The 23,874-nt window shown below is 66.2% G+C and carries 24 protein-coding genes and 1 pseudogene; 14 read left to right on the plus strand and 11 right to left on the minus strand.

The features are described from left to right. The 4 genes and pseudogenes from GQS65_RS05055 to GQS65_RS05070 form a co-directional block, all read left to right on the plus strand. Window positions 1-2,036, plus strand: a pseudogene (locus GQS65_RS05055) (hypothetical protein); the annotation flags it as partial. 336 nt (window positions 2,037-2,372) lie between these two features. Beyond that, window positions 2,373-3,089, plus strand: a complete 717-nt coding sequence (locus tag GQS65_RS05060) for a helix-turn-helix domain-containing protein (protein WP_158203594.1) — start codon at window positions 2,373-2,375, stop codon at window positions 3,087-3,089. A gap of 78 nt (window positions 3,090-3,167) precedes the next feature. Beyond that, window positions 3,168-4,637, plus strand: coding sequence for an APC family permease (locus GQS65_RS05065; RefSeq protein ID WP_233265046.1), 1,470 nt, complete (start codon window positions 3,168-3,170; stop codon window positions 4,635-4,637). A gap of 1 nt (window position 4,638) precedes the next feature. Next, window positions 4,639-5,850 carry a M20 family metallopeptidase gene (locus GQS65_RS05070; RefSeq protein WP_158203595.1) on the plus strand — a complete coding sequence of 404 codons (1,212 nt, stop codon included), beginning with the start codon at window positions 4,639-4,641 and terminating at the stop codon, window positions 5,848-5,850. A 22-nt stretch (window positions 5,851-5,872) separates the two neighbouring features. Here GQS65_RS05070 and GQS65_RS05075 read toward each other — a convergent pair whose 3' ends face one another. Further along, window positions 5,873-6,232 carry a DUF555 domain-containing protein gene (locus GQS65_RS05075; protein ID WP_158203596.1) on the minus strand — a complete coding sequence of 120 codons (360 nt, stop codon included), beginning with the start codon at window positions 6,230-6,232 and terminating at the stop codon, window positions 5,873-5,875. Window positions 6,233-6,491: 259 nt separating this feature from the next. On the opposite strand from GQS65_RS05075, the gene GQS65_RS21345 reads away from it, so the two are divergent. Beyond that, a complete protein-coding gene (locus GQS65_RS21345) occupies window positions 6,492-6,665 on the plus strand; it encodes a hypothetical protein (RefSeq protein WP_199268404.1) in 174 nt (57 codons plus the stop codon). A 125-nt stretch (window positions 6,666-6,790) separates the two neighbouring features. On the opposite strand, the gene GQS65_RS05080 is transcribed toward GQS65_RS21345, so the two are convergent. The 5 genes from GQS65_RS05080 to GQS65_RS05100 all read right to left on the minus strand — a co-directional run bounded on the left by GQS65_RS05080 (window position 6,791) and on the right by GQS65_RS05100 (window position 11,377). Continuing rightward, window positions 6,791-7,459, minus strand: coding sequence for a DUF7344 domain-containing protein (locus tag GQS65_RS05080; protein ID WP_158203597.1), 669 nt, complete (start codon window positions 7,457-7,459; stop codon window positions 6,791-6,793). A gap of 166 nt (window positions 7,460-7,625) precedes the next feature. Then, window positions 7,626-8,585 carry a phosphoribosylformylglycinamidine cyclo-ligase gene (purM, locus tag GQS65_RS05085; RefSeq protein WP_158203738.1) on the minus strand — a complete coding sequence of 320 codons (960 nt, stop codon included), beginning with the start codon at window positions 8,583-8,585 and terminating at the stop codon, window positions 7,626-7,628. Window positions 8,586-8,687: 102 nt separating this feature from the next. Then, window positions 8,688-9,332, minus strand: a complete 645-nt coding sequence (locus GQS65_RS05090; RefSeq protein WP_158203598.1) for a metalloprotease — start codon at window positions 9,330-9,332, stop codon at window positions 8,688-8,690. Continuing rightward, entirely contained in the window at window positions 9,329-11,041 is a 1,713-nt protein-coding gene (locus tag GQS65_RS05095) for a TraB/GumN family protein (RefSeq protein ID WP_158203599.1), read from the minus strand. The genes GQS65_RS05090 and GQS65_RS05095 overlap by 4 nt, the downstream gene beginning before the upstream one ends. A 75-nt stretch (window positions 11,042-11,116) precedes the next feature. Then, window positions 11,117-11,377 carry a HalOD1 output domain-containing protein gene (locus tag GQS65_RS05100; protein WP_158203600.1) on the minus strand — a complete coding sequence of 87 codons (261 nt, stop codon included), beginning with the start codon at window positions 11,375-11,377 and terminating at the stop codon, window positions 11,117-11,119. 223 nt (window positions 11,378-11,600) lie between these two features. Here GQS65_RS05100 and GQS65_RS05105 point away from each other — a divergent pair, with 223 nt between their 5' ends. Beyond that, window positions 11,601-12,080 carry an acyl-CoA thioesterase gene (locus tag GQS65_RS05105; protein WP_158203601.1) on the plus strand — a complete coding sequence of 160 codons (480 nt, stop codon included), beginning with the start codon at window positions 11,601-11,603 and terminating at the stop codon, window positions 12,078-12,080. 8 nt (window positions 12,081-12,088) lie between these two features. Here the strand turns inward: GQS65_RS05105 and GQS65_RS05110 are convergent, their stop codons facing one another. Beyond that, on the minus strand, window positions 12,089-13,162 hold the full coding sequence (locus GQS65_RS05110; RefSeq protein WP_158203602.1) for a PLP-dependent cysteine synthase family protein: 1,074 nt from the start codon (window positions 13,160-13,162) through the stop codon (window positions 12,089-12,091). Window positions 13,163-13,284: 122 nt separating this feature from the next. After that, window positions 13,285-13,482: a hypothetical protein gene (locus GQS65_RS05115; protein WP_158203603.1), complete on the minus strand. Its 198-nt coding sequence runs from the start codon at window positions 13,480-13,482 to the stop codon at window positions 13,285-13,287. A 134-nt stretch (window positions 13,483-13,616) separates the two neighbouring features. On the opposite strand from GQS65_RS05115, the gene GQS65_RS05120 reads away from it, so the two are divergent. After that, entirely contained in the window at window positions 13,617-14,012 is a 396-nt protein-coding gene (locus tag GQS65_RS05120; protein WP_368279847.1) for a TlpA family protein disulfide reductase, read from the plus strand. Between the two features lie 16 nt (window positions 14,013-14,028). Here the strand turns inward: GQS65_RS05120 and GQS65_RS05125 are convergent, their stop codons facing one another. Further along, window positions 14,029-16,257: a thioredoxin domain-containing protein gene (locus GQS65_RS05125; protein WP_158203604.1), complete on the minus strand. Its 2,229-nt coding sequence runs from the start codon at window positions 16,255-16,257 to the stop codon at window positions 14,029-14,031. Window positions 16,258-16,370: 113 nt separating this feature from the next. On the opposite strand from GQS65_RS05125, the gene GQS65_RS05130 reads away from it, so the two are divergent. The 4 genes from GQS65_RS05130 to GQS65_RS05145 all read left to right on the plus strand — a co-directional run bounded on the left by GQS65_RS05130 (window position 16,371) and on the right by GQS65_RS05145 (window position 19,478). Beyond that, a complete protein-coding gene (locus GQS65_RS05130; RefSeq protein ID WP_158203605.1) occupies window positions 16,371-16,727 on the plus strand; it encodes a VOC family protein in 357 nt (118 codons plus the stop codon). A gap of 139 nt (window positions 16,728-16,866) precedes the next feature. Further along, window positions 16,867-18,156, plus strand: a complete 1,290-nt coding sequence (gene purD, locus GQS65_RS05135) for a phosphoribosylamine--glycine ligase (RefSeq protein WP_158203606.1) — start codon at window positions 16,867-16,869, stop codon at window positions 18,154-18,156. Between the two features lie 90 nt (window positions 18,157-18,246). Beyond that, window positions 18,247-18,876 (plus strand): NADPH-dependent F420 reductase, encoded by a 630-nt coding sequence (locus GQS65_RS05140; protein ID WP_158203607.1) that lies wholly within the window; start codon window positions 18,247-18,249, stop codon window positions 18,874-18,876. Between the two features lie 71 nt (window positions 18,877-18,947). Beyond that, window positions 18,948-19,478 (plus strand): acyltransferase, encoded by a 531-nt coding sequence (locus GQS65_RS05145; protein WP_368279849.1) that lies wholly within the window; start codon window positions 18,948-18,950, stop codon window positions 19,476-19,478. 32 nt (window positions 19,479-19,510) lie between these two features. On the opposite strand, the gene GQS65_RS05150 is transcribed toward GQS65_RS05145, so the two are convergent. Both GQS65_RS05150 and dacZ read right to left on the minus strand, forming a co-directional pair. After that, window positions 19,511-20,290, minus strand: coding sequence for a mechanosensitive ion channel domain-containing protein (locus GQS65_RS05150; RefSeq protein ID WP_158203609.1), 780 nt, complete (start codon window positions 20,288-20,290; stop codon window positions 19,511-19,513). Between the two features lies 1 nt (window position 20,291). After that, a complete protein-coding gene (gene dacZ, locus GQS65_RS05155; protein WP_158203610.1) occupies window positions 20,292-21,107 on the minus strand; it encodes a diadenylate cyclase DacZ in 816 nt (271 codons plus the stop codon). A gap of 262 nt (window positions 21,108-21,369) precedes the next feature. Here dacZ and GQS65_RS05160 point away from each other — a divergent pair, with 262 nt between their 5' ends. The 3 genes from GQS65_RS05160 to GQS65_RS05170 all read left to right on the plus strand — a co-directional run bounded on the left by GQS65_RS05160 (window position 21,370) and on the right by GQS65_RS05170 (window position 23,592). Further along, the gene (locus tag GQS65_RS05160; protein WP_158203611.1) at window positions 21,370-21,747 is read left to right on the plus strand and encodes a hypothetical protein; all 378 of its coding nucleotides are present in this window, start codon (window positions 21,370-21,372) and stop codon (window positions 21,745-21,747) included. A gap of 455 nt (window positions 21,748-22,202) precedes the next feature. Then, a complete protein-coding gene (locus GQS65_RS05165; protein WP_158203612.1) occupies window positions 22,203-23,054 on the plus strand; it encodes a DUF4747 family protein in 852 nt (283 codons plus the stop codon). Continuing rightward, window positions 23,047-23,592, plus strand: a complete 546-nt coding sequence (locus GQS65_RS05170; protein WP_158203613.1) for a hypothetical protein — start codon at window positions 23,047-23,049, stop codon at window positions 23,590-23,592. The genes GQS65_RS05165 and GQS65_RS05170 overlap by 8 nt, the downstream gene beginning before the upstream one ends. Window positions 23,593-23,874: the final 282 nt, after the last annotated feature.

Genomic DNA, 23,874 nt, shown 5'->3' on the forward strand with positions numbered 1-23,874 from the left:
ACGGTGCGGACGATGGAGACGACGGAGACGACGGGATGGACGACGGAGAGGATGGACTCTCGCTCGTCACCGTTCAGATCGAGTGCGGTTCCGACGGTGCGACGGTCACCCTCACGAACCCGAACGACCAGGCAGTCACCGTCGAACTCAGTGGTGACGGCTCCGGGTCGCGGACCATCGAGGCTGGCGAGAGCCTGACGCTCGACGGCGTCTCCGACGGCCGGTACACCGTTGCCACCGTCATCGACGGCGAGACGCTCGGTACGCAGAGTCGAACGGTCGACTGTGTGGACGACGACGCAGGTGACGGGAACGACTCCGACGACGGCGACCTGCTGGAAGTCGACGTCGACGTCACCTGTGACGACGCTGGCGCGACGGTGACGGTCACCAACGAGAACGACGTGACCGTCACCGCCGACGTCGGTGGACGAATCGTGACGCTCGCCCCCGGTGAGAACGTCTCCTACGACGGCGTGCAGAACGGCGAGTTCGACGTCACGACGGTCGTAGACGACGAAGCGGTCGGAACCCAGACGGTCGTCGTCGACTGCCCGGACGACGGTGCGCCCGGTGACGGCAACGACTCGGACGACGGCACCGACGACGGTGACGTCGTCCAGATCACCGCCGAAGCCACGTGTACGGCCGACGGCGGAGACGTGACGCTCTCGAACACGAACGACGCGAACGTGACGGTCGAGGTCAGCGGCGACGCGAATCGCACGCTGACGTTCGACGCCGGTGAGAACCGGACCTTCAGCGGTCTCGGTGACGGCGAGTACACCCTGACGACCGTCGTCGGCGGCGAGGTCGTCGGCACGCAGACCATCGTGGTCGACTGTGCGGACGACGGTGCGCCCGGTGACGGCGACGACGGCGCGAACGTCACCGTCGACTGTACGGAGTTCCTCGTCGAGACCGACCTGGAGAACGTCACCGCCGAAGTCGACGTGCTCGACCTCGGCACGAACGAGACGCGGACGCTCACCGTCCAGTTGAACGGTACGACGAACGTCTCCCTCGGTGAACTCGACGGCATCGCCGACATCGGTGTCGACGCGGCACTCATCGAGGAGATCCGTGTCCTCGACGACGACGGCGACGTTCTCGCGGTCGACAGCAACGACGATCTGAGCGTCTGTATCGAACTGCTCGGCATCGACATCGCCGACATCGACACCGACCTCGCACTCGACCTCGGTCTGCTGGAGAACCTCCAGAACGGCACCTCGGACGACGAACTGGCGACGTTGACCGCGGAGTTGAACAACACGCAGTTGAGCCTGCTCGACGGCGCTATCGAGGCCGGTGACGTCGACCAGACCGACCTCTCGCTGGTCGTCGACGGCCTGGACGACGGGTCACTCGACGCCGACGAACTGACCGACGCGCTCCTGAGCGGGAACGTCGGGGATGCACTCGACGACCTGCTCGGTGGCGACGACGGCACGGACGACTTCGCAAACGTCACGACCGACTGTACGGAGTTCCTCGTCGAGACGAACCTGGAGAACGTCACGGTCGAACTCGACCTGCTCCGTCTCAGCGACGACCAGAGCAGGACCATCACCGCGGAGGTCGACGGGAACACGACCGTCTCCCTCGGTGACCTCGACCAGTTGGCTGGCGTGAACCTCGATACGGTCCTCATCGAGGAGGTCCGTGTCCTCGACGAGAACGGCACGGTAGTCGACGTAGCGAGCAACGACGACCTGAGCGTCTGTATCGAACTGCTCGGCATCGACATCGCCGACATCGACACCGACCTCGCACTCGACCTCGGTCTGCTGACCGACCTGCAGGACGGGACGAACGACTCCGAACTGGCGACGTTGACCGCGGAGTTGAACAACACACAGTTGAGCCTGCTCGACGGCGCTATCGAGGCCGGTGACGTCACGGACGAGGAACTGTCGCTGGTCGTCGACGGCCTGGACGACGGGTCGCTCGACGCCGACGAACTGACCGACGCACTCCTGAGCGGGAACGTCGGGGATGCACTCGACGACCTGCTCGGAGGGCTGCTGCCGTAAGGCGGCCCCTCTCTGGTCGTGATGCCACTCGAACTACTGCTGCTCGCGGTGTTGCTCGGCGGAGTCGGCGTCGGGTGGGCCGCAGGGTTCGCGGCTGGGTGGTTCGTCGGTGACGACGACCCACGCGGCTGGAACCGCTGACCGGCCCGCCGGATTCGCGGCCGACTCACCCGAGACGTCTTTCGTGTGACGATCCACCGAGGAGTGGCGACGACGCCGACCTCGCGCTGGAACTCGGTCACGGAGGGCGACCCTCCGGCAGACACCGGGTGTCCCCCGGCGCGAGTCGCCGAACGCGAGACGTTATTGCGACGTAGGCAATTGGTAAGACCTGACATGGGCGAGGGTGCACCCGCTGGGAACGGCAGTCGCCTCACACTCGACATCTGGCACCCGGACTGCTGGACGCTGGAGGTGACCGAGCAGGTACCGGCGGGACTGTTCGGCCACGGCGTCCACCACGTCGACGGGCGGGCACAGGGACGGTTCACCGCCTACGCCGACACGACGACCGACCTCGACACGCTCGTCGAGGCCATCGCCACCTCCCCACTCACCGACTCGGTCTGGAGTGTCGCCCAGCCTCGGACCGTCGACGACGAGACGCTCGCACCCGGGAGCGCCACGCAGGGTCTCGTCGTCACGTACGACCTCGAGAACAGCATCAACGACGCCCTCGTCTCGCGGGGGTTCATCCCCGACGAACCGGTTCGGATGGTCGGCGGCCGGGAGTACTGGACCGTCCTCGTCGACAAGGACCGGGACGCCGTCCAGACGGCACTCGCGGAGATACGCGAGGAGAAAGACGCCGACGTCCGTGTCGGGACCATCGCCTCCGTCGGCGAGGGTCTCGGGAGCGGCGTCTTCGCACTCGACGACCTCTCGGAACGACAGCGCGAGGTCATCGACCTCGCCCGCAGAGAGGGGTACTACTCCTGGCCTCGGGAGACCTCCGCGGCGGACCTCGCGGAGACGCTCGACATCTCGAAGCCGACGCTCCTCGAACACCTCCGGAAGGCCGAAGCGAAGCTCCTCGGCGACGATTCACGTTGAGTCGTATCTGACCCGACGTCGACGACCCAACCATGCTAGGCAGGGGAGTTAACAGTCAGTACTGGGTCATGGTAGCACATGTCGCCACAGTCGACAGAGAACAGTCTCAGCCGGAGTATGGGGCCGATGGGGGCGATGGCCACCGTCGTCGCGGGGACGCTCGGAGCGGGGTTGTTCGTCACGCTCGGAACCGCCAGCAGCACGACCGGGCCGAGCGTCATCCTGGTCGTCGCCATCTCGGGGCTGCTGGCGATGGCTATCGCCACGAACTACAGCTGGATCGCCACTATCTTCCCGGGTGCGGCGGGGTCGTACACGTACATCTCACGGACGTTCGACTCGCGGTTACCGGGGTTCGTCGTCACGTGGTCGAAGTGGCTCGGGTACATGGCGGCGTGTGCCACTCTCGCCATCGGGTTCGGCACGTACCTCAACGTCTTCTACCCCGGTGTCGACGCCACCGTCGCCGGTTTCGTCCTGTTGACCGTCCTCTTTCTCGTCAACCTCGTCGGGACGAAGGGGTACAGCGTCTCCCAGAACGTCATCTTCGGCTTCCTCATCCTCTCGATTCTCGTCCTCGTGATTCCGGGTCTGTTCTCCATCGACGCCGCCAACTACCAACCGTTCTTCACGGGCGGGTTCGACGGGTTCGTCGCCGCGGCCGTCCCGCTGTTCTACGCCTACATCGGTATCGCCGTCGCCGCCCAGATGGGCGCGGAGGTGAAGAACCCCGGTCGGAACCTCCCGCTGGCGATGGTCGGCGGGACGGCCGTCCTCATCGTGCTCTACATGCTGACGGCGGCGGTCATCTACGGCGTCGTCGGCGACTACACCGTGCTGGCGAACTCCGACCGGCCGCTGGCGACGGCCGCGGAGGTGTTCCTCGGCGACGTCGGCACCGGTATCGTCGCGTTCGGCGGACTGCTCGCTACCGCCTCCAGCGTCCACGCGGTGATGGCGGCGGGCATCAAGATGCCCTACTCGTGGTCGTGGGACCGGGTGTTCCCCCAGTTCTTCTCGTCGGTCAGCAGTCGGTTCCGGACGCCACACTGGTCGCTGCTGACGCTGTGGGGTGTCTCCTCGTTCCTGACGTTCTGGTCGGGTGGACTGGAGGGGGCGCTCGCCATCGCCACGTTCAGCTACCTCATCGCGTACTTCACGGTCTCGATTACAGCAGGGTGGGTCTACGCGAGACGGGCGGATATCGCCTCACGGGCCGCCTTCCAGCCGGGAGCGTGGTTCTACGTCTCCGTGGTCGTCGCCGTCGTCGGGTCGGGCGGACTGCTCACCCAGGCCGCGAACTGGACGGCGCTGTTCACCGGGGAGTTCGGCGCGCTCTCGACGCTCGCCATCTACGTCCCGTGGCTGGCCGTCGGTCTCGTCGTCTTCGCCGTCTACTGGTATCTCGGCGACCGGGCGGGGACCGACGTCGGAGCCATCCTCGACACGCTCCCCGGCGTCCCCAGCGACGAGTGGGACCCGAACATCCGGGAGACCGACCCGGACCCGAGCGACGACCCCACGCCGAGTCCGGGGGCGGGTGACTGAGATGAGTCACCCCCAGTCCGTCGCCGACACCGTCGACGACGAGGCGACTATCGACCTGCTCCAGCAGTTGGTGCGGATTCGCAGTCCGTACTTCGAGGAGGAGGAGATAACCGCGTTCGTCCACGACTGGCTGGACGAACGCGGCCTCGACCCGGAGTACCACCACGTCTCGGAACCCGACATCACGGGCTTCGAGGGCGACAACGTCGTCGCGCGACTGGAGGGGAGCGCCCCCGACGCGCCGACGCTCCTGCTGAACGCTCACGTGGACACGGTGAAGATCGTCGACGCGTGGGAGGAAGACCCCTGTTCGGGGCGCATCGAGGACGGCAAACTGTACGGGCAGGGTGCCTGTGACATGAAAGGCGGCCTCGCGGGCATCATGGTCGCCTTCGAGGCGCTCGCGGAGGTGGACCTCGCGGGCGACGTGCTGTTCACGGCCGTCGTTGACGAGGAGGGACCGTACGGACTCGGGGCCGACGCGCTCATCCGCGATGGCTACACCGACGACTGTGACGCCGCCATCGTCACCGAACCCGGTCCCATCCTCTGTCAGTCCGACGTCTCGAACCCGGCGCTCGTCCTCGGCGCTCGCGGTCGATACCTCTACGACGTCGCGGTGACGGGCCACGCCGCCCACGGCTCACAGCCACACAAAGGTGTCAACGCCGTCGTCGACGCGGGCCGCGTCGCCGCAGCGCTCGACGAACTCGACGTGGACTCCCACCCGGACCTCGGCGACGGGTCGGTCTGCCCGCTGAAGATAGACGGTGGGAGTCAGACGCTCTCCGTTCCGGAGTCGGCCCGACTGCTGGCCGACCGGCACGTCGTCCCCGGTGAGACCAAGGAGGTAGTCCGCGAACAGGCCGAAGCCGCCGTCGCCGCACTGGACCTCGACAGCGAGGTGGACGTCGGCTTCCGCGAGGCTCCCGCCGCCGACATCTACTACGGCCCGTACGTCACCGACGAGGACCACCCGCTGGTCCGGTCGCTCGACGGCGCGACTCACGAGGTGGCGGGGAAGGCCCCCGAAACCGGCTACTTCTCTAGCGTCGGTGACTTCAACTACTTCGGCGACCGGGCCGACCTCCCGACGGTCATCGTGGGGCCGGACGGCGAGAACATCCACGGCGCGGGCGAGTTCGTCTACACCGACGAGGTGGTCGAGGTGGCCCGCATCGTGGCGGCAGGCGCGGCGTCGTACCTCGGCTGAGCGACCCGACGACGCGGTCGTCTCAGTCGTCCTCTTCCTCGCCGATGTCGAACGTCTCGATGACCTTCAGCGGGACCTTCCGCAGTGCGCCGCCAATCTCGCTCTTGGCGATGCGCTGGGCGTGCTGTTCACCCTCGGCGTTGAACACCTTCATCTCCAGCAGGAGGCCGACGAGCGCGGTGTCGGCGGCGATGAACGCCGAGTCGAACGCCTCACCGCAGGCCGGACAGGGCGTCCCCCCGACCTCGACCTCGACGTAGTCCATCTCCTTCTGATTCAAGCGCTTGCCGGCCTCGCTGACGGCGACACCGATGGCGTCGTCGATACCGTCGACGTCACGAACCAGCCAGGCGGCCTCCATGGCGACCAGATAGTTGCTCATACCCACCGCTTCGTGGCGACACGTTCAGGCCTTCCGGTTCGGTGCGCACGTCACCGCGAATCTCTCGATAAGTTATGGGGAACGCTCGCCTCACCGTACCGCCGCTTACCCACGACGCCGAACCGATATCAGGTCACGTTGTCCCCGACGCGCCTCCAGTTGAATCGCGTTACTGCGACACTGTCCTCCCTGTGACGACCGAATTCGTAGCCACAAAGGGTTTGTAACCCGAGGAGTTCTGCGGTGAGTGAGGACACCGATGATACACCGCTTTCGGTCCCTGCTGCTGTTCGCCCTGTACCAGCTCTGCCTCCTGACCGGCATCCTCCTGATGCCGGTGGCGATGGTCGCGAGTCGGGTCGGCCTCCCGTTCCCGTTCCACCGGGTGGTGGCACGGGTGAGTGCCGCCTACGACCGCACGAGGGGCCAGTGACCAGCACCGCCTTCTGAACTCCGAACCTTTCGGTCGGACGCCGCTCCCCGAGCGACGGCCCTGTCGTCGCTCGGACTCCGGTCGACACCGTCGCTCGACGGTCGAGTCTCGGGACCGAACGCGAATCACTCGTCGACGGCGGATGCGGTCTTCGAGGTGCCTTCCGTGCGGAGGGCGACGAGGTCACGCTCCTGTTCGTACTCGACGAGTCCGGCGTCGACGAGTCGGGGGACGTGGTCGTGGTACAGCGAGAGGTAGACGTCGAGGACGGCGCCGGGGTCGACTTCGACGATGCTGACGTCCTCCTCGTCGGTCGCCACCTCGTCCGCGACGTCCGGGAGCGATATCTGGTGGTGCTCGTCGAGGAGTCGCAGGACGGCCCGACGCCTGGCGTTCGAGAGGATGTCGAACCCCTCGTCGACACCGTGTGACTCGCTCCGGTCGACCGCCGAGTGCGCACGCACGCGGTCACAGAACGCCTCGAAGCTAGCCGGTGGGTCGTAGACGATGTCCTCGGCGTCCTCCTCGACGAGTCCCGCGGCGCTGAGTTTCGGCAGGTGGACGTGGTAGAGCTGGTTCGAGAACCGCTCTCGGGTCGGATGCTCGGCTGCGAACGCACCGACGAGACGCTCGAACGACGTCGTCTCGACGCGAGTGAGGTGGTCGACCAGACGGCGGCGGCGCTCGTCCGCGAGGACGGCGTAGAACTTGTCGAGCACCGAACTGGAGGGAGAGACACCCTCGGAAGGGGTGACGAGAGCGAGCACGTCGATGGAGTGGATGTCGGACGTCATGGGTTCGTTCCGTCTTTCGTTGGGTCGGTGGATGGCCGAAACCACCCGACAGCCCGGGTGCCCGACGCCCGGACCGCCGGCCGTGTCGTTCCGTACCGACACGTTTCGCTCGATACCGTTTGTAAATGATGCCTGCGAGTGTGGACTTATCACTCTTTCGTCAACGTCACGAGAGCGTCAGCCCACGAATCTCGACGGCTGCGTCCCCCTCGGCCACCGTTCCGACGACGTGGGCATCCGCGACCCGGTCGACGAACCGCTCGGCGTCCGCGGGAGCGAGTGCGGCGACGAACCCCGTCCCCATGTTGAACGTCCGGTGCATCTCCTCGTCGCTCACGCTCCCCTCGGACTGGACGAACTCGAACACCGGCTGTGGGTCGAACGGGTCGGTCACCTCGTAGCGGTGGTCGCCCATCCGGGTGAGGTTCGTCCACCCGCCGCCGGTGACGTGGGCGGCGGCGTGTGCGTCACAGTCCCGGAGCGGCCCGAGCAGGTCGGTGTAGATACGCGTCGGTTCGAGGAGGACGCCGCCGACGGTCCGCTCCTCGTCGAGCGGGAAGGCGTCGGTGTACTCGTGGTTCTCCGTCGCGGCCTGCCGTGCCAGCGTCAGCCCGTTCGAGTGGATTCCGGAGGACGGCACGCCGACCAGCGCGTCACCCACCTCGGCCTCGCCGGGCAGCAGGTCTCCCTTCTCGGCGAGACCCGCACACGCCCCCGCGAGGTCGAGACCCGTGATGACGTCCGGGAGCACGGCCGTCTCGCCGCCGACGAGCGTGATGCCCGCTTCGGCCGCCCCCGCGGCGAGGCCCTGCCCCACCTGCTCGGCGGTGGCGTCGTCGGGCGCGTCGACGGCGAGGTAGTCGACGAACGCGACGGGGTCGACGCCCGCCGCGACGAGGTCGTTGACGTTCATGGCGATGCAGTCGATGCCGATGGTGGAGTAGTCGCCCAGCGCCTCGGCGACGAGCAGTTTCGAGCCGACGCCGTCCGTGGCGAGCGCGAGGTACCGGTCGCCCAGGTCGACCAGTCCCGCGTAGTCGCCCGAGGACTCGCCGATAGCGCCGACGAGTGCGGCCGTCGCGGCCTCGCTGTCGGCGATGTCGACGCCGGCCTCGGAGTAGGTCATCCCCTCGTCGTCCCGCCCGTCGTCCTCGGGTGCGTCGGTCACGAGCGAGTGGGGGCGGAGGGAACCCAAAAACGAATCGGTCCGGCACCGCGTGGCCGCGGCTCAGACGAACAGGACGAAGACCACGACGGCCGCGAGGCCCGCACAGACGACGAACGAGAGGGCGAAGACGGGTTTCGACCACGCGAGCACCTTCCGACCGTCGAGGGGGCCGAACGGAATCATGTTGAACCCGGCCAGCAGGGCGTTGATGCCGACGCCGAGTACGCCGACGCTCCCGAGCAGACCGCCGGCGAACACCAGCGGGAGGAAGACGGCGATGAGCACGACGTTCGTCACGGGACCGGCGAGCGCGATGAGACCGTTCTGCCGGTCGGAGATGGGACGCCCGCCGTGGTAGACCGCACCGGGGGCGGCGAACAGGAACCCCGCCAGTCCTGCGAAGATGGCCAACGCGAGCATGCTGTAGTCCGCGCGGAACTCCGCGACCTGCCCGAAGCGGATGGCGACGACCTTGTGTGCGAGTTCGTGGAGCAGGAACCCGACGCCGACGGTGAGCAACGAGAGGACGAACGTCCGGGTGGCCTCTGCGACCGGTAGCCGCCCGTAGAGAAGCCCCTGGGCCAGCCCGTTGTTCAGGAAGAACGTGAACGCGACGCCGAGTGCCAGCCACGCGACGGCGAGGTCACGCAGTTCGCGGCGACTGAAGCGAATCCGGTTCGAGGTCGACGCGTACTGGCCGCTCATAGCGCCAGCCCTCCGGTGACGAGGTCGATGCTGTTGCGGAGCCCCTGGTACATCAGGTCGACGACGCCGGCGACGCCGTCGACGTCCTGGGAGAGATACGGGAGGACGACGAACGGGAACAGGAAGCTGGCGACCATGCTCCCGATGTTCGTCAGCGCGACGACGAGGATGAGTCTGAACAGCGGCACCTCGCGCATCTGGGTGAACACGTCGACGACGGGCAGGTCCTCGTCGCCGAGCAGTTCGTTCAGTTTCCCGATGTCGCCGACGTTGACGTTCGCGTAGCGCAACTCGACGTAACCCGCGAACCAGCCCGGTGCGAGCAGGGGGTTGAGACTCGTGAGCCACGCGATAGCGCCGCCGACGGCCGCGCTCGGCCAGTGTGCCCCCGCGATACGGGCGAGTCCGAACGCGAAGACACCGTTGAACAGGAACCACGCCGCGAACAGTTCGAAGAGGAACTGGTTCTGTGCGCCCGCCATCGCCAGCAGGCCGAACGCGACGGCGAACCCGAGCGTGAACAGGTAGCCGAACAGTTTGTAGAAGGAGAACCGACTCCCGGACTCGCGGCCCGTCAGGTCCGCCATCGGCGGCAACTGCTCGGGGTGGTCGAGGTAGTTCTCGATGCCCGCCCGGTGGCCCGCGCCGACGACGGCGACGACGCGTTTCCCCGAGTTCCGGAGTGAGACGAGGTTGTGGGCGATGTAGGCGTCGCGCTCGTCGATGAGCGCCGACGCCCCGTCCGGCGAGAACTGCCGGAACTCGTCCATCATCACGCTCACCACGTCGGTGTCGGTCAGCGACTCCATGTCGAGTTCCTCGTACTCCTCCTCGTGCATGCTCGCACCGAGGAGCGTACCGACGAGCGCACCGGTCATGCCGAACAGCACGACGCCGCCGAGGAGGCCGAGGCCGAAGACGGCCGCTCCCTGCCCGATGCCGTCGAGCGTCGCCACCGAGAGGTCGAGCGGACCGACGGCGACGCCGCCAGCCACCCAGACGCCGACGCCGAGGGCGAGCCCACCGACGACGCAGGCGGCCACCTTCGTCACGAACTCCAGTCGGTCGGGGAGGAGGTCACCGACGAAGACGAACAGCGCGACGCCGACGACGAGGCCGACGACGAGGCCACCGAGGAGACCGGCGGCGGGGCCGATTCCGGCCGCGAGTGCGTTCAGTCCGAGCGGTTCGCTGAAGAACGTCCCGGCGAGCATACCGAGGAACAGGCCGACAGCGCCGCCGGCCATCGCGCCGACTTCGCGGGGGGGCGCGATGCTCATCGATAGTCCGGCGACGAGTTTCAGCTTCTCGACCCCCGAGAGTCGCGTCCAGAAGCGCTGGATGGTCACCTGGATGTCGCGGTCGACCAGCGCGACGTCGGTGCCGTGTTCCTCGGCTGCGTCGATGGCCGCCAGCATGTCCGCGCCCGGTTGGATGTCGAACTGCTCGCCCATCCGGGTCTGGACGTACGAGAGCATCCAGTAGGCCAGAAACTGAAAGACGGTGTTGCCACGCAGGAGGTCGCTCGCGTCGAGGTCCTCGGGGCTGTCGCCCTGCATCTGGCGGTATCGGCCCTCGTCGAGTTCGACGGCGACGACCTCGGGCCGCTCCTCGGCGATGACGCGTTCGACTTCGTCGACGCTGTCCGCGGAGACGTGGGCCGTCCCGACCACCCGGACGGAGCCACGTTCCGTGGCCTGCTCGCTCATTACCTCGGCTATCCGTTCCTGATTCTTACCTGTGTCGCACTTCCGAGCGATACGGTGAGAGACCGGAGACGCGGTCTACTCCTCGTCGACGCGGACTTCCCGCTCCGTCGAGTCGAGGACGAACTCGTGGTCGCGGTACGTGAACGCCACGGTGCCGTCCACGCGAGGGGACCCGTCGGGACGGTCCTCGAAGAGCGTCTCCAGAGCGTCGGGGTCCACCACGTCGTACACGGGTGGCGAGTCGACGAAGAGGTCGTCGAGCGCCCGCCCGAGTAGTTCGACGAGCGAGGCCGCTTCGGCCTGATACACCGCTTCGGACTGTTGTAGTGTACTCATGATGAGCGGAGTCGGAGTGTTCCATCCGTCCGTTCGACTCGATAATAATAAGTTTTCGTGTGTTTCTGAACTTGGGGATAGTTCGGACGACCGTGATTAGTTCGGTCCGGCCCCACCCGACTCCTCGTCCACGACGAGGCGCACGGACCGGTAGCGCGTCGTCGTCGCGGTGACGGGGACGGCAGGTGGAAGCGCTCAAGGCGACCGGTCGTGAGCCTCCGGTATGGCCGTCAGACTGCTCGACTCCTACACCGAGATGACCGAGATACTCCTCCCGAACGACACCAACAACCTCGGGCGAGCGCTCGGCGGGGCCGTGTTGAACTGGATGGACATCTGTGGTGCGGTCGCCGCGATGCGCTTCGCCGGCGACCAGGTCGTCACCGCCTCCATGGACCACGTCGACTTCATCTCGCCCATCGAACTCGGCGAGGTGGTCGTCGTCGAGGGCTACGTCTTCGACACCGGGCGCACCAGCGTCGACGTGAAAGTGGACGTCCACGCCGAGGACCCGAAGAGCGACCGCCCGAACCGCGACACCACCACCTCCTTCTTCACGTTCGTCGCACTCGACGAGGAGGGCCGACCGACGCCCGTCCCGGACCTCGTCTGTGAGACGGACGTCGAGCGCGAGTTGCGCGAGAGCGCCGTCGACGACCGGCGAGAACAGCTCCGGATGGTCGCGGACCGCCTCGACGACTGACTCCTCCGTCAGTCGTCGAACAGGCCCGTCGAGAGGTACCGTTCGCCGCTGTCCCAGAACACCGTGACGACGAGCGGTCGGTCGGTCGACCCGTCGTCGTCACCCGACCCGTCGCCGCCGCCCGCAGCGTCGTCGCCGCTCGCAGCGTCGGTCGCGTCGCTGGCGACGGGCAACTGCTGAGACGGCCGGTCGACGAAAGCGGTCCGTGCGTCCGCCGTACTGGCACTCGCACTCGTGGTCGCGGTCGTGGTTCCGCGCTCCTCGGCCACTCGCTCGGCCACTCGCCGAGCGGCGACGTTCGACGCCCCCGAGGACTGGCCGACGAGGACGCCCTCCTCGCGGGCCAGTCGGCGACACTCCCGTTCGGCGACGTCGAGCGTGACCGTCTCGACCGAATCGACGAGGTCGACCGCGAGGTTCGGCGAGACGAACCCCGGTCCCATCCCCTGGAAGGAGTCCTCGCGGGCGTCGCCGCCCGAGAGCACGGCGTTGTCCGCGGGTTCGACGGCGACGATCTCGACGCTCGGGAACTGTTCGCGGAGGCGACGACCGACCCCCGAGAGCGTCCCGCCGGTCCCGACGCCGGCGACGAACGCGTCGGGGGTCCGGCCGTCGAGTTGGTCGAGCAGTTCCGGGCCGGTCGTCTCGTAGTGTGCCTCGGGGTTCGACGGGTTCTCGAACTGGTTCAACTGGACCGCACCCTCGGCTTCGAGTTCGTCGGCGCGGTCGTTGGCGTCGGAGATGTCGCCGTCGACGAGTTCGAGGTCCGCGCCGTAGGCGCGCATCACCGCGCGACGTTCGGGCGACTTCGACGCCGGCATGACGACCGTGCAGTCGTAGCCCTTCGCGGCGGCGACGAGGGCGATGCCGATGCCGGTGTTCCCCGAGGTGGCCTCGACGATGTGGTCGCCCGGTTCGAGCGTCCCGTCCCGTTCGGCGGCCTCGACCATCGCCATCGCGGGGCGGTCCTTGGCGCTCCCGCCGGGGTTGCGCGATTCGAGTTTGGCGGCGACCGTCGCGCCGGGGACCCCACCGACCCGGACCAGCGGTGAGCCGAGCGTGTCGAGAACGCTCTCGTGCATGCTCGAACTACCCGACCGACGAGTAAAGACGTGACGAAGCGGGCACCGTCGCTCCCGAGTCGTCGAAAATCGGTGTCGAGACACCGGTAGTTACGTCACAACGGAGCGCCGCGCGTGAGGGGTCAGTCGTCGTCCGCTGCCCGGAGCGTGTCCTCCGACGCCCGAATCGACCCCTCGTCGGCTTCCAGTCGGTCGAACTCCTCGCCCCCGCAGGGGCACTGCTTTCCACCGACCGGAAGGATGAGCGTGTCATCCGTGCCGAGTCGCGCGACGTACGGCTTCTCACAACTCCGACAGACCACGATAATGCGGTCGCGCATCGACATACACCGTCAACAAACAGTGTCTCTATAAAATGCCGGTACTACACGGGACGTTCCGACCGTGTACTCCGAACCGGGTACTGTCGACTCCCGAACGGTCTAATTAAGCCGACGCGGCCGGTAGCGAACGTGTGACCCTGGAAACGATGTCTCCGAACCCGGTCTGGACCGCCGACGCCTACGAGGACACCGTCGAGACCCTCCGCGCGTACGACGACGTCGTCTACAAGGTGTGGGCCGGCGACTGGTGTAAGGACTGCCGGAAGCAGCTTCCGGACTTCGCGGCGGCCCTCGACGCCGCCGGCGTCACCGGCGACCGTATCGAACAGTTCCCCGTCGAGCGCGGGGACGGCGAGAAGGTCGGCCCCGGCGTCGAGGAGTACGGTATCGAGTTCATCCCGACCGTCGTCGTCGAACGGCAGGGAGCGGAACTGTTCCGCTACGTCGAGGACGCCGACGTGCCACCCTCCGTCTTCGTCGCCCAGCGTCTGGAGGGCGCGTCGCCGACGAGCGGATCGGAGGACTGAGGACGTCGCCGACCGCTCAGTCGCGCCACGCGAGCGCGTCGCCGACGTCCGTCCGTGGCGGCGAACAGGCGAACGACTCACAGAGGTACGCCGTCGGGCCGTCGCTCGCCTCGCGGCCGGCCCAGACCGGTGGCGTCTCCTCCAGGTCCAACCGTTCGACCCACTCCGAGAGCGTCTCGTCGGTGGGTGGTCGGACCGTGAGCAGGCGGCGCGGGAGGTACGTCTCGCCGACTCGCTCGCGCCACCCCGCGGGCCACCCGTCGGCGGCGACGGTCAGTTCGACGTGACCCGCGCTGAACTCGTCGGCGGCGAGCGTCAGCGCCGAGTGCTGGAGCGGGTTCGTCTGCACACGCCGCGAGTTGGCTTCGAGCGTCGACTGGGCGACTGACTCGAACCCCGCACCGGGAGCGAACTGGTCGAGGGCGAGCAACAGCGACGCCGCGACGCCGGAACTGGAGGGTGTCGCGTGGTCCGACACCTCCTGTGGGCGAGCGACCAGCGACTCGCCTCCACTCGGCGTGAAGTAGAGCGTCCCACGCTCGGCGTCGTAGAACCGCTCGACGAGCGCTCGGCCGAGGTCGAGCGCGAACCCGAGGTGCTCCGGGTCGCCCGTCGCCTCGTAGGTCGCGAGCGCGCCGCGCCCGAGGAAGGCGTAGTCTTCGAGGTAGCCGGGGACGGCGGTCCCGTCGTGACCCGCCGCGTACCGGCGCGAGAGCGTCTCCGTCCCCTCGTCCCACAGTTCCTCGCGGACGAACGCGAGCGCCTCGGCGGCGGTGTCGGCGAACCGCTCGCCGAACGTGAGCGCGCCGTCGGCGAACGCCCAGACCATCAGCCCGTTCCACCCCGCGAGCACCTTCTCGTCGCGGGGCGGTCGCGGACGTTCCTCACGGGCCTCGAACAGCCGTGCCTCGGCGGTTGCGAGTCCCTCGCGGATCGCCTCGGGGGAGCGGTCGAACTCGTCCGTGAGGGAGTCGACGGACCGCGAGATGCCGAGGACGGTGGTTCCCCGCTCGAAGTTCCCCGACTCGGTGACCCCGTAGCGTGCACAGAACAGGTCCGCGAGTTCCTCGTCGTCGAGGAGCCTGTGGACCTGTTCGGGCGTCCAGACGTAGAACGCCCCCTCCTCTCGCTCGCCACCTGGTTTCGCGTCCGCAGGCACCACGCTCTCCGCCGCGGTTTCGCCGCTCCGGTCCGAGGTCCCTGGCGGAACCTCGCCCTTGCTCGCGGTTCCACCGCTCGCTTCCGTGGTGCCTTCCGGCACGACGCTCTCCGCGTCGAGCGTCGAGTAGAACCCGCCGTCGGGGTGGGTCAACTCCCGCTCGACGAATTCGAGCGTCTCGCGGGCGGCGTCGGCGTACCGTTCCGTCCCCGTGACACGGTAGCCCTCCAGCATCGCGCGGGTCAACTCGGCCTGGTCGTACAGCATCTTCTCGAAGTGGGGAACCGCCCACTCCCGGTCGACGCAGTAGCGGTGGAACCCGCCCCCGAGGTGGTCGTAGAGGCCACGGGAGGCCATCGCCGAGAGCGTCTCGTCGAGCACCTCGCGGTAGACGTCGCGTTCGGTCGCGTCGTACGCGCGGGCGAGCAGGTGGAGACGACCGGGTTGGGGGAACTTCTGGCCCTGCCCGAACCCGCCGTGGTCGCGGTCCGCGGCCCGGACCGCCGCCGACCCCGCGTCCGCGAGCAGGTCGGACTCCGGCACCGCTTCGGGTTCCGGCACGTCCTCCAGTTCGTCCTCGATGGCGCGGGTCCACTGGTCGCCGCGCTGTTCCATCTCGCGGCGGTCCTCCGCGTTCGACCACGAGTCGGCGATGTCGGTCAGGAGGTCGCGGAATCCCGGCATGTTGCGACGGGGTTCGGGTGGGAAGTACGTCCCGACGAAGAACGGTTTCAGGTCGGGGGTGAGCCAGACCGAGAGGGGCCACCCCGCGTTCCCGCGGACGAGTTGGCAGATGGTGAGATACAGTTGGTCGATGTCGGGGCGCTCCTCCCGGTCGACCTTGATGGGGACGAACGACTCGTTGAGCACCTCGGCGGTGGCCTCGTCCTCGAAGGACTCCTCGGCCATGACGTGACACCAGTGACACGCCGAGTAGCCCACCGAGAGGAAGATGGGGACGTCACGCTCACGGGCGGCGTCGAGGGCGGCGTCGTCCCACGGCTGCCAGTCGACGGGGTTGTCCGCGTGTTGCCGGAGGTACGGACTCGCGGCGTCGGCGAGTCGGTTCCTATCGGTATCGGTCATACCCGCTCGTCCACCCGCCGGCGGTAAATCGGTGTCCGTCGGACCACCCCGTCTCGGGGACAGTCAACCGAACCGTGCCGAAGCTACTTGCGACTGATCGCCGTCCGTGCCACATGGGAACGGGGACCGATTCCGGAGCGACGCCACTCGGAGGACTGACGCTCCACGTCGCCGACGTCGAACGCTCGCTCCAGTTCTACAGACGACTGCCCGGTGTCGAACTTCGACACCACGAACCGGGGACGGTCGCACGACTACGAATCGGGACGGGGTGGCTCACGCTGTTGAACCTGGAGGAGGGGCGGTTCCACGTTCGAGTCGACTGCGACGACCTGGACGGGTTCTACGAGACGTGTCTCACGTCGGGACTGGACGTCCCGCCGCCACGCGACATGCCCTGGGGCGAACGAGCGAGCCTCGCTATGGACCCCGACGGGAACGTCGTGGAGTTCGGACAACCGCGAGACTGACCGACGCGACCGGTCGGCCGCGAGGCTGACGACCGAGTGGGGACGTCTCGATAGCGATACCCTGTCACACCCACGACCGTGTACAGTTCTGCTCGCCGGAAGAACAACCCTTACGTCGGCGTGCGTATCGTCTTCGCGTATGGCCCCACACGAGACGGTGTTGCTCGTCGGTGGCGGCGGGCGCGAACACGCCATCGCCCGCGCGCTGGCCGACGACTGCACGCTCTACGCCTGTGCGTCCAACCGGAACCCGGGCATCGCGCGCCTCGCGGAGTCGGTCGAACTGCTCGACGAGACCGACCCCGAGGCCGTCGTCGCCGTCGCCGAGGCGGTGGACGCGACGCTGGCCGTCGTCGGGCCGGAAGCCCCGCTCGCGGCGGGCGTCGTCGACGCCCTCGAAGACGCCGGCGTCTACGCGTTCGGCCCGCGTGCCGAACAGGCCCGCATCGAGACGGACAAGGCCTACCAGCGCCGGTTCATGCGCGAACACGACGTCCCCGGCTGTCCGGACTTCGAGACGTTCGACGACACCGAGGCGGCCTGCGACTACATCGACGAGTACGACGGTGACCTCGCGGTCAAACCCGCCGGACTGACCGGCGGGAAGGGCGTGCGTGTCACCGGCGACCAGGTGACGAACGCCGAGGCGAAGGAGTACCTCCGGTCGTCCGACCACGAGCGTCTCGTCCTCGAAGAGCGCCTCGTGGGCGAGGAGTTCACCGTGCAGGCGTTCGTCGCCGACGGCGAGTTCCGCGTCTCGCCCGCCGTTCAGGACCACAAGCGTGCCTACGAGGGCGACGAGGGGCCGAACACCGGTGGGATGGGGAGCTACACCGACGCCGGCTTCCTCCTCCCGTTTCTCACCGACGACGACTTCGACGAGGCGGCGCGCGTCATCGAGGCCACCGTCGACGCACTCGACGACTACCGGGGCGTCCTCTACGGGCAGTTCATGCTCACCGCCGACGGCGTGAAGGTCGTCGAGTTCAACGCCCGGTTCGGCGACCCCGAGGCGATGAACACCCTCCCGGTGCTGGAGACGCCGTTCGTCGACGTGCTGACCGCGGCACGCGACGGCGAGCGGTTGCCGGACCTCACCTTCGCCGCGCGAGCGACGGTCTGTAAGTACGCCGTCCCCGCGGGCTACCCCGAGGACCCCGAAGGCGGGACGAAGGTGGCCGTCGACGAGGAGAGCGTCGGGTCCGCACTGCTGTTCTACGCCAGCGTCGACGACCGGGAGGACGGCGTCTACACGACCACCTCCCGGTCGTTCGCCGTCGTGGGCGTCGCCGAGTCCATCGCCGCGGCCGAACGGCAGGCCGAGACCGCCCTGTCGGCCGTCGGAGAGGGGTTGCGTGTCCGCCACGACGTGGGGACCGAGGCGTTGGTCCAGCGACGCGTCGACCACGTCGCCGAACTGCGGGAGTGACACCCTCACGGCCCGACGCAGTGTCTCACCACCGGAACACTCTCGCCGCCGCGAACGGCGACTTTTCTACTGGCACCGTTTAGCAGGGCCATGGACATCGGTATCGTGGGCGCGGGGAACATCGGGACGACACTCGCGGGGCTGTTCACCGACGCGGGTCACGGGGTGATACTCAGCGACCCCCGGGGACCGCAGTCGCTCGAATCGACGGTCGAGGACCTCGGCCCACGAGCGCACGCCGGCGACGTCGAAGAGGCGGTTCGACTCGGTAGCGTCGTCGTCCTCGCCCTCCCGTTTCGCAACCGCGAGTCGCTGCCCAGTGGCGACCTCTTCGCGGGCAAGGTGGTCGTCGACGCGACCACCCCCGACGGCGACTCCGCCGAGATGCTCGACCTCCCACGGACGTCGAGTGAGTACATCGCCGAACAGGTCCCCGGCGCACGGGTCGTCAAGACGTTCGACACGATGCACTGGGAGAGCCTCCGCGAGGCCGCCGGCCGCGACGGCGAGGACCGCCTCGCGCTGTTCCTCGCCGGGGACGACCCACGGGCGAAGGCCACCGTCGCGGGACTCGTCGAAGACGTGGGCTTCGCTCCGGTCGACACCGGCACGCTAGTCGAGGGAGGGCGACGACAGCGACCGGGCACCGACCTGTACGACGACCCGCTGACCGAGGCCGAGGCCCGCGACCGACTCTCGTCGGTCGAACCGTCGCCGTAGCGCCGGCGACCTCTCGTCCGGTCGTCCGTCGAACGACCCCGTTTTTGTCACCTGACGACGAACCGTCGGTCGTGTCCGCTCCAGACGACGCCGACCACCGCCACGACCGGACGACGCGCCACCCGACGCCCGGGGCGCTGAACTCCCTCCAGCACTGGCGGGAGGCGAAGTCGGTTCCGCGCATCGTCTACAACTTCCTGTTCGTCCTCGTGGCCCGCCTCGCACCGTTCCTCCCGGTGAAGGCGTGGGCGTTGCGTCGCATCGGCGTCACCGTGGGCGAGGGCGTCTCCTGGGGCCTCGAAGCCACGCCGGACGTCTTCTGGCCGGAACTCGTCACGCTCGAAGACCACTGCATCGTCGGCTACGACTCGGTGTTGCTCTGTCACGAGTTCCTCCAGGACGAGTATCGGACCGGAGCGGTCGTGATCGGTGAACGCGCGATGGTCGGCGCGAAGGCCGTGGTCCTGCCGGGCGTCCACGTCGGCGCTGGCGCACAGGTCGCCGCCAACTCGCTGGTCGTCGAGGACGTCCCGCCGGGTGCGACGGTGGCCGGCGTGCCCGCCGACGTCGTCAAAGCGGGCGACGGAACCACGGAGTCGTAGTCGCTCGGGCCGGCGCGGTGACCGGTCGCCGTTCAGCGAACGCGGATGATTCCCGACCTGAACACGAGGTTGTTCGGGACGATGAACTCCTCGCCGTCGTTCTCGACGGTCGTGACGAAGACGTCGACCTCCGAGACGATGCCACGGTGGCCGGCGACCTCCACCTCGTCTCCGATGCCGTAGGGCTGACTGAGCAGGAGGTAGATGCCGGCGGTGGCGGCCGCGAGGACGTCCTTGAGGGCGAGTGCCCCGAAGACGATGACGGCGAACAGGTAGGCCCCGAGCAGGACGTACAGTGCGCTCGCGGCCAGTCCGAGTTGGGCTGCCGCGATGATGCCCGCCACGAAGTAGATGCTGTACTTGACGACCTTCGGGGCGAGATTCACCTCGGTGAACTTCACGTTCGCCAACCGCTCGCGGACGGCGACCTCGGCCTTGTCGCCGACGACGAGACCGGCGATGCCGATGAGGATGGCGGCGAACACCGACGGGATGATGGACGCGAACGCGAACAGCGAGAGGTCCGTCTCGATGGCCCCGGCGATGCTCAGTGCGCTGGCGACCGTTGCGATGTAGATGAACAGCGTGACCAGCGTGGCGACGAGACCGACCGTCGAGGTGCCGATGCGTTGAGCGGTGCGCTCGAACCGGGTCCCCTCGACGGCCCGCGGGAGGCCGATGGCCACCATGAAACGCCGCGCGTACCGACCGACCAGGAAGCCGAGCACGAGTCCGACGACGAGGACCAGGATGGCCCCGACCGACGAGGAGACCGCGTTGAGGACCTCCTCGGCGAACCGCTCGACCTGCATCTCAGTAGTCCTCCGGGTCCAGTTCGAGCGCTATCTCGCCGCCGGCGAACGCCCGGACGAGACCGTCGCTCTCGGAGAGCACGATGGAGATGGCGTTGGTGTCCCGCGAGATGGAGGCGGCGGCCATGTGGCGGGTCCCGAGACCCTTCGGAATGTCGACACCTTCGGCGTTCGGTTCGAGGTAGCGGTACGCGGAGACGATCTTCCCCGAATCGGAGATGACGAACGCGCCGTCCAGTCGCGAGAACTCCTTGAGCATCACGTTCACGATGGGGTCGCCGACGTGGACGTGGGACTTCTCGAAGGGGTTGTACGACAGCGAGCGGGACTTGTTCATCACCTTCCCCGCGTCGCCGACGACGAACAGTGCGCCGACCGGTTTCCCTTTCTGACCCTTCTTCCCGAGTTCGATGACGACTTCGAGGACCGCACGGATGACCGACGGGTCGGCACGCGAGTCGGTGAACAGCGAGTAGACGCCCGACCGGACGAACTCGCCCGTGTTGACTCGAACCACCGTGTCGACGGTGTCGTCGAACAGTTTCGTCGCGCACGCCACGACGGCCCCTTCGTCGACGTACTCTCGTTGGATACCGCCCTCGATGCCGAACCGGACACGGTCACGGACGTCGTCGAACTCCAGGGGCAGTTCGACGAACCGTTCCGCACCGACCGTGTTCTCGGCGGAGACCACCACCACCGGCGGCGCACCCTCGTCCCCGACGACGGTGTCGAAGAGGGAAGCGCTCGGCGAGAAGAGAAACACCGCGTCGACATCCTCGACGATGTCGTCGTATAGGTCGCCCAGCGAAGACATGATTGCAACCTCTTTCCATGACCGCAAAAGCCTTTTCTACCGTCCGACGCCCGTCTGACTGCCTGCACGCCGGTCACAGACTGGCACTGCCGAGACGGATGCTTGCCACTGGCAGGCCATAGCTGCCTCGAAACGGTCGTCGACCGCGCTCTGCGAACCAGAACTCCCCGCCTCAGTCCACCTCGGTCGCGTCCCTGGTCGAACCGACGGCGTCGCACGCGCAAGTGTCGCGTTTACCCCTCCGGGCGTGTGTTGGCGTGCCATGAGGAGAGAGACCACTGTCGGCGGTGCGAGGAGGACGGTCGACGGAGAACGAGTGTCGACGATCGGCCTCGTCCACCGCGTCCTCGCGGACCGACATCGTCGGTTCGTCCTCCGTGACCTCGTAGCACACTACCACCCGCTCTCGGTCTGTGATATCGTCGACCGAGCGGTCGCCGAACTGTCCGACGGGGACGACGAACGTGTCTACCAGCGTCTCGGACGGGTACTCAGCGACGAGCACCTGCCGCTACTGGAGTCGGCCGGACTGATACGGTCAACCGGCGAGCGTGTCGAACTCACCGCGGACGGACTCACCGTCGCGCGACTCAGTCGGGCCTGTGCGACGTATCTCGACAGAAGCGTCGTCGACTGCTGAGCGGGGGACCGTCACGGTACGCCGACCACTCCGGCGAGAACCTGCACGGCCCCGGAGCCGAACCGGCCCTACTCCTCCGCTCGGTACGGGAGACCGGATTCGAACCGGCGGACTCCTGAGAGACAGCGTCCTAAGCGCTGCGCACGCCAAGTGGCGTGTCCTGCGCGACTGTCTCTTGGTGGCCAACCTTCGTTGCCGGTTTCCTCGTTGACAGGCGTATCGTCGGAGACTGTTCACTTAAAGCTACTCAGACGCAGGAGTAGACGCTGCTCACGTTGAATGGCGTCTTGGGGAAGTGGTTGCCGGAGGGTTGACGTGTTGGGACTGTTGGATGTTTTCGTCCGGGGCATTCTCGTCTGTTCCCGAGAGGACGTCTTTTGCTACTGCCCTACCGAGAAGCGTCCACCGAACCTTATGGATAGTCTTTATATCTTTTGAACAAACACACCTTGACAATGGTTGATACTACGTTCTATTTCGCGAGGTATAACGTGAAAGGGACGCTCACAACGCTGACTGAATATGATGCGAGTAAGTCACGCGCCGACCGTGAGCGGGAGGTTCTTGAAAGATATATTCGAACGGACGGCGAAATCGCTGAGGGAGAGAACGGGACATGGTACTTTGGCAAGGTCGAGCCAGAGCAAAACTATGATTTGGGGAAGTTCGGGAAGGTGTATAGCGAAGAGCCAACTACATACGACAAAGAGGAGGGAGACTTTGTTGAGGACACCGCGCCAAATCAGGAAGCAGATTACTCTATGTTTCTCCTACATTATGAGGACAACCTGCTGATATACAACACAAAGAACCGGATTGGGCATGAGCAATTTCTCAAGTATTTCTCGGAAGGCTTCAACAGCAGGCATGAGGGTGATGTCTCCATAGAGCTATCAAAGATGCATAACACGGATTCGGTGGAATGGGTCGTAAACCAGAAACGGGTTCGAGAAGCCTCGTTTGAGCTTGAACCGTCTAATCCGTCCTCTCACCCCGACTGGGAGAACTTAGATGAAGAAATCCAGAAAATGTTGGCTAAACGATTGAGCTTGATGGCGGAGAGTAAAGATGGAGCCAATCTCAATATGGATGAAGAGCTACTTGAGCAGGCAGTTGAGATGGCACAGACGAGGTATGGCCTTGATTATCGGATAGTCTATGACGACAACGGATATGCAAAGACAGTAACAAAGCATAGAGAACCAGTACAAAAGGGAGAAGAGCGGCCCGACACGCTGGGCGGCCTTCAAGCAAGGGCAGGGGAGTTAATCGGCTATGCTCGGTCATTCATGAATCAGGATGGCTGACGAGGGGTTCTTTCGAAGGTTGGCTGATGGGGGATTATTTCGTATTCTAACCGGATACGACCTCTACCTATCCTTGCTGTTGGCAGTTGCTGTTGGATGGTATACTGATGGCAACCTATCAAGTTACAACCTTTCCGGTGTGGTAGATAAATCAGTTGGATATTCGACATCACTGACTGCTGTGATAGTTACTGGAATTGCAATTATAGTAGCACTTTCTGACACGACGTTTCTTAAATTGCTAAAGAGAAAAAAGGTATTCCAGAATTTCCTATTCACTTTTGAATATACTGCTCTTCTGTCCATAGTGGTATCTGTATATGGGATATACGTCTCTTCAATCGAGTTTGGAAGATTAGAATTCCTGGCCTTCTTGTGGCTGTTTCTCTACTTAGTGTTGGCAGTTTCACGAGTTATCTCACAAATCGTTTCATTGGGTGTTCGTCGTGGGGATGTGTCTCTGATTGAGGAACTGGCAGAGATAGTTGAAGACTCCGCTGAGGATGACCAAGGGGAAATTGAAAGGGAAGAGAATTGACGCGGAGAGAGCTGCTTTGCCAACCTTCTGCGGGAGAGGAAGGCCATTTCGTACAGGTTGCCCATACTCGTCTTGGCTCACCTCGATGCCGGTGAGAATGAAACTCAGCGATAGACTCAGACACAGCAAGAGTTACCCCACGTCCCATGCACGACTGCAAGATGTGGGGTAACAGCCTAAGCGGGCTTCGCCCATCCGCAGTTCCCCGCGCCGCCGCGCACCGACCGCCCCGCATCCTAAGTTGTCAATCGTCAAACCCGTGTTACACTCTCGAATTGCGAC

The sequence above is a fragment of the Halomarina oriensis genome, from assembly GCF_009791395.1.
In the GTDB taxonomy this organism is placed as follows: Archaea; Halobacteriota; Halobacteria; order Halobacteriales; family Haloarculaceae; genus Halomarina; species Halomarina oriensis.

Coding starts and splice junctions, on each gene's coding strand:
- GQS65_RS05125 (WP_158203604.1), bottom strand. CDS start 16,257: ATGACCGATACCGATAGGAACCGACTCGCCGACGCCGCGAGTCCGTAC.
- GQS65_RS05110 (WP_158203602.1), bottom strand. CDS start 13,162: ATGCACGAGAGCGTTCTCGACACGCTCGGCTCACCGCTGGTCCGGGTC.
- GQS65_RS05100 (WP_158203600.1), bottom strand. CDS start 11,377: ATGAGTACACTACAACAGTCCGAAGCGGTGTATCAGGCCGAAGCGGCC.
- GQS65_RS05070 (WP_158203595.1), top strand. CDS start 4,639: ATGAGTCACCCCCAGTCCGTCGCCGACACCGTCGACGACGAGGCGACT.
- GQS65_RS05105 (WP_158203601.1), top strand. CDS start 11,601: ATGGCCGTCAGACTGCTCGACTCCTACACCGAGATGACCGAGATACTC.
- GQS65_RS05140 (WP_158203607.1), top strand. CDS start 18,247: ATGGACATCGGTATCGTGGGCGCGGGGAACATCGGGACGACACTCGCG.
- purD (WP_158203606.1), top strand. CDS start 16,867: ATGGCCCCACACGAGACGGTGTTGCTCGTCGGTGGCGGCGGGCGCGAA.
- GQS65_RS05095 (WP_158203599.1), bottom strand. CDS start 11,041: ATGAGCGAGCAGGCCACGGAACGTGGCTCCGTCCGGGTGGTCGGGACG.
- GQS65_RS05160 (WP_158203611.1), top strand. CDS start 21,370: ATGAGGAGAGAGACCACTGTCGGCGGTGCGAGGAGGACGGTCGACGGA.
- GQS65_RS05080 (WP_158203597.1), bottom strand. CDS start 7,459: ATGACGTCCGACATCCACTCCATCGACGTGCTCGCTCTCGTCACCCCT.
- GQS65_RS05065 (WP_233265046.1), top strand. CDS start 3,168: ATGTCGCCACAGTCGACAGAGAACAGTCTCAGCCGGAGTATGGGGCCG.
- GQS65_RS05165 (WP_158203612.1), top strand. CDS start 22,203: ATGGTTGATACTACGTTCTATTTCGCGAGGTATAACGTGAAAGGGACG.
- GQS65_RS05130 (WP_158203605.1), top strand. CDS start 16,371: ATGGGAACGGGGACCGATTCCGGAGCGACGCCACTCGGAGGACTGACG.
- GQS65_RS05090 (WP_158203598.1), bottom strand. CDS start 9,332: ATGAGCGGCCAGTACGCGTCGACCTCGAACCGGATTCGCTTCAGTCGC.
- GQS65_RS05060 (WP_158203594.1), top strand. CDS start 2,373: ATGGGCGAGGGTGCACCCGCTGGGAACGGCAGTCGCCTCACACTCGAC.
- GQS65_RS05075 (WP_158203596.1), bottom strand. CDS start 6,232: ATGAGCAACTATCTGGTCGCCATGGAGGCCGCCTGGCTGGTTCGTGAC.
- GQS65_RS05150 (WP_158203609.1), bottom strand. CDS start 20,290: ATGCAGGTCGAGCGGTTCGCCGAGGAGGTCCTCAACGCGGTCTCCTCG.
- purM (WP_158203738.1), bottom strand. CDS start 8,585: ATGACCTACTCCGAGGCCGGCGTCGACATCGCCGACAGCGAGGCCGCG.
- GQS65_RS05115 (WP_158203603.1), bottom strand. CDS start 13,482: ATGCGCGACCGCATTATCGTGGTCTGTCGGAGTTGTGAGAAGCCGTAC.
- GQS65_RS21345 (WP_199268404.1), top strand. CDS start 6,492: ATGATACACCGCTTTCGGTCCCTGCTGCTGTTCGCCCTGTACCAGCTC.
- dacZ (WP_158203610.1), bottom strand. CDS start 21,107: ATGTCTTCGCTGGGCGACCTATACGACGACATCGTCGAGGATGTCGAC.
- GQS65_RS05170 (WP_158203613.1), top strand. CDS start 23,047: ATGGCTGACGAGGGGTTCTTTCGAAGGTTGGCTGATGGGGGATTATTT.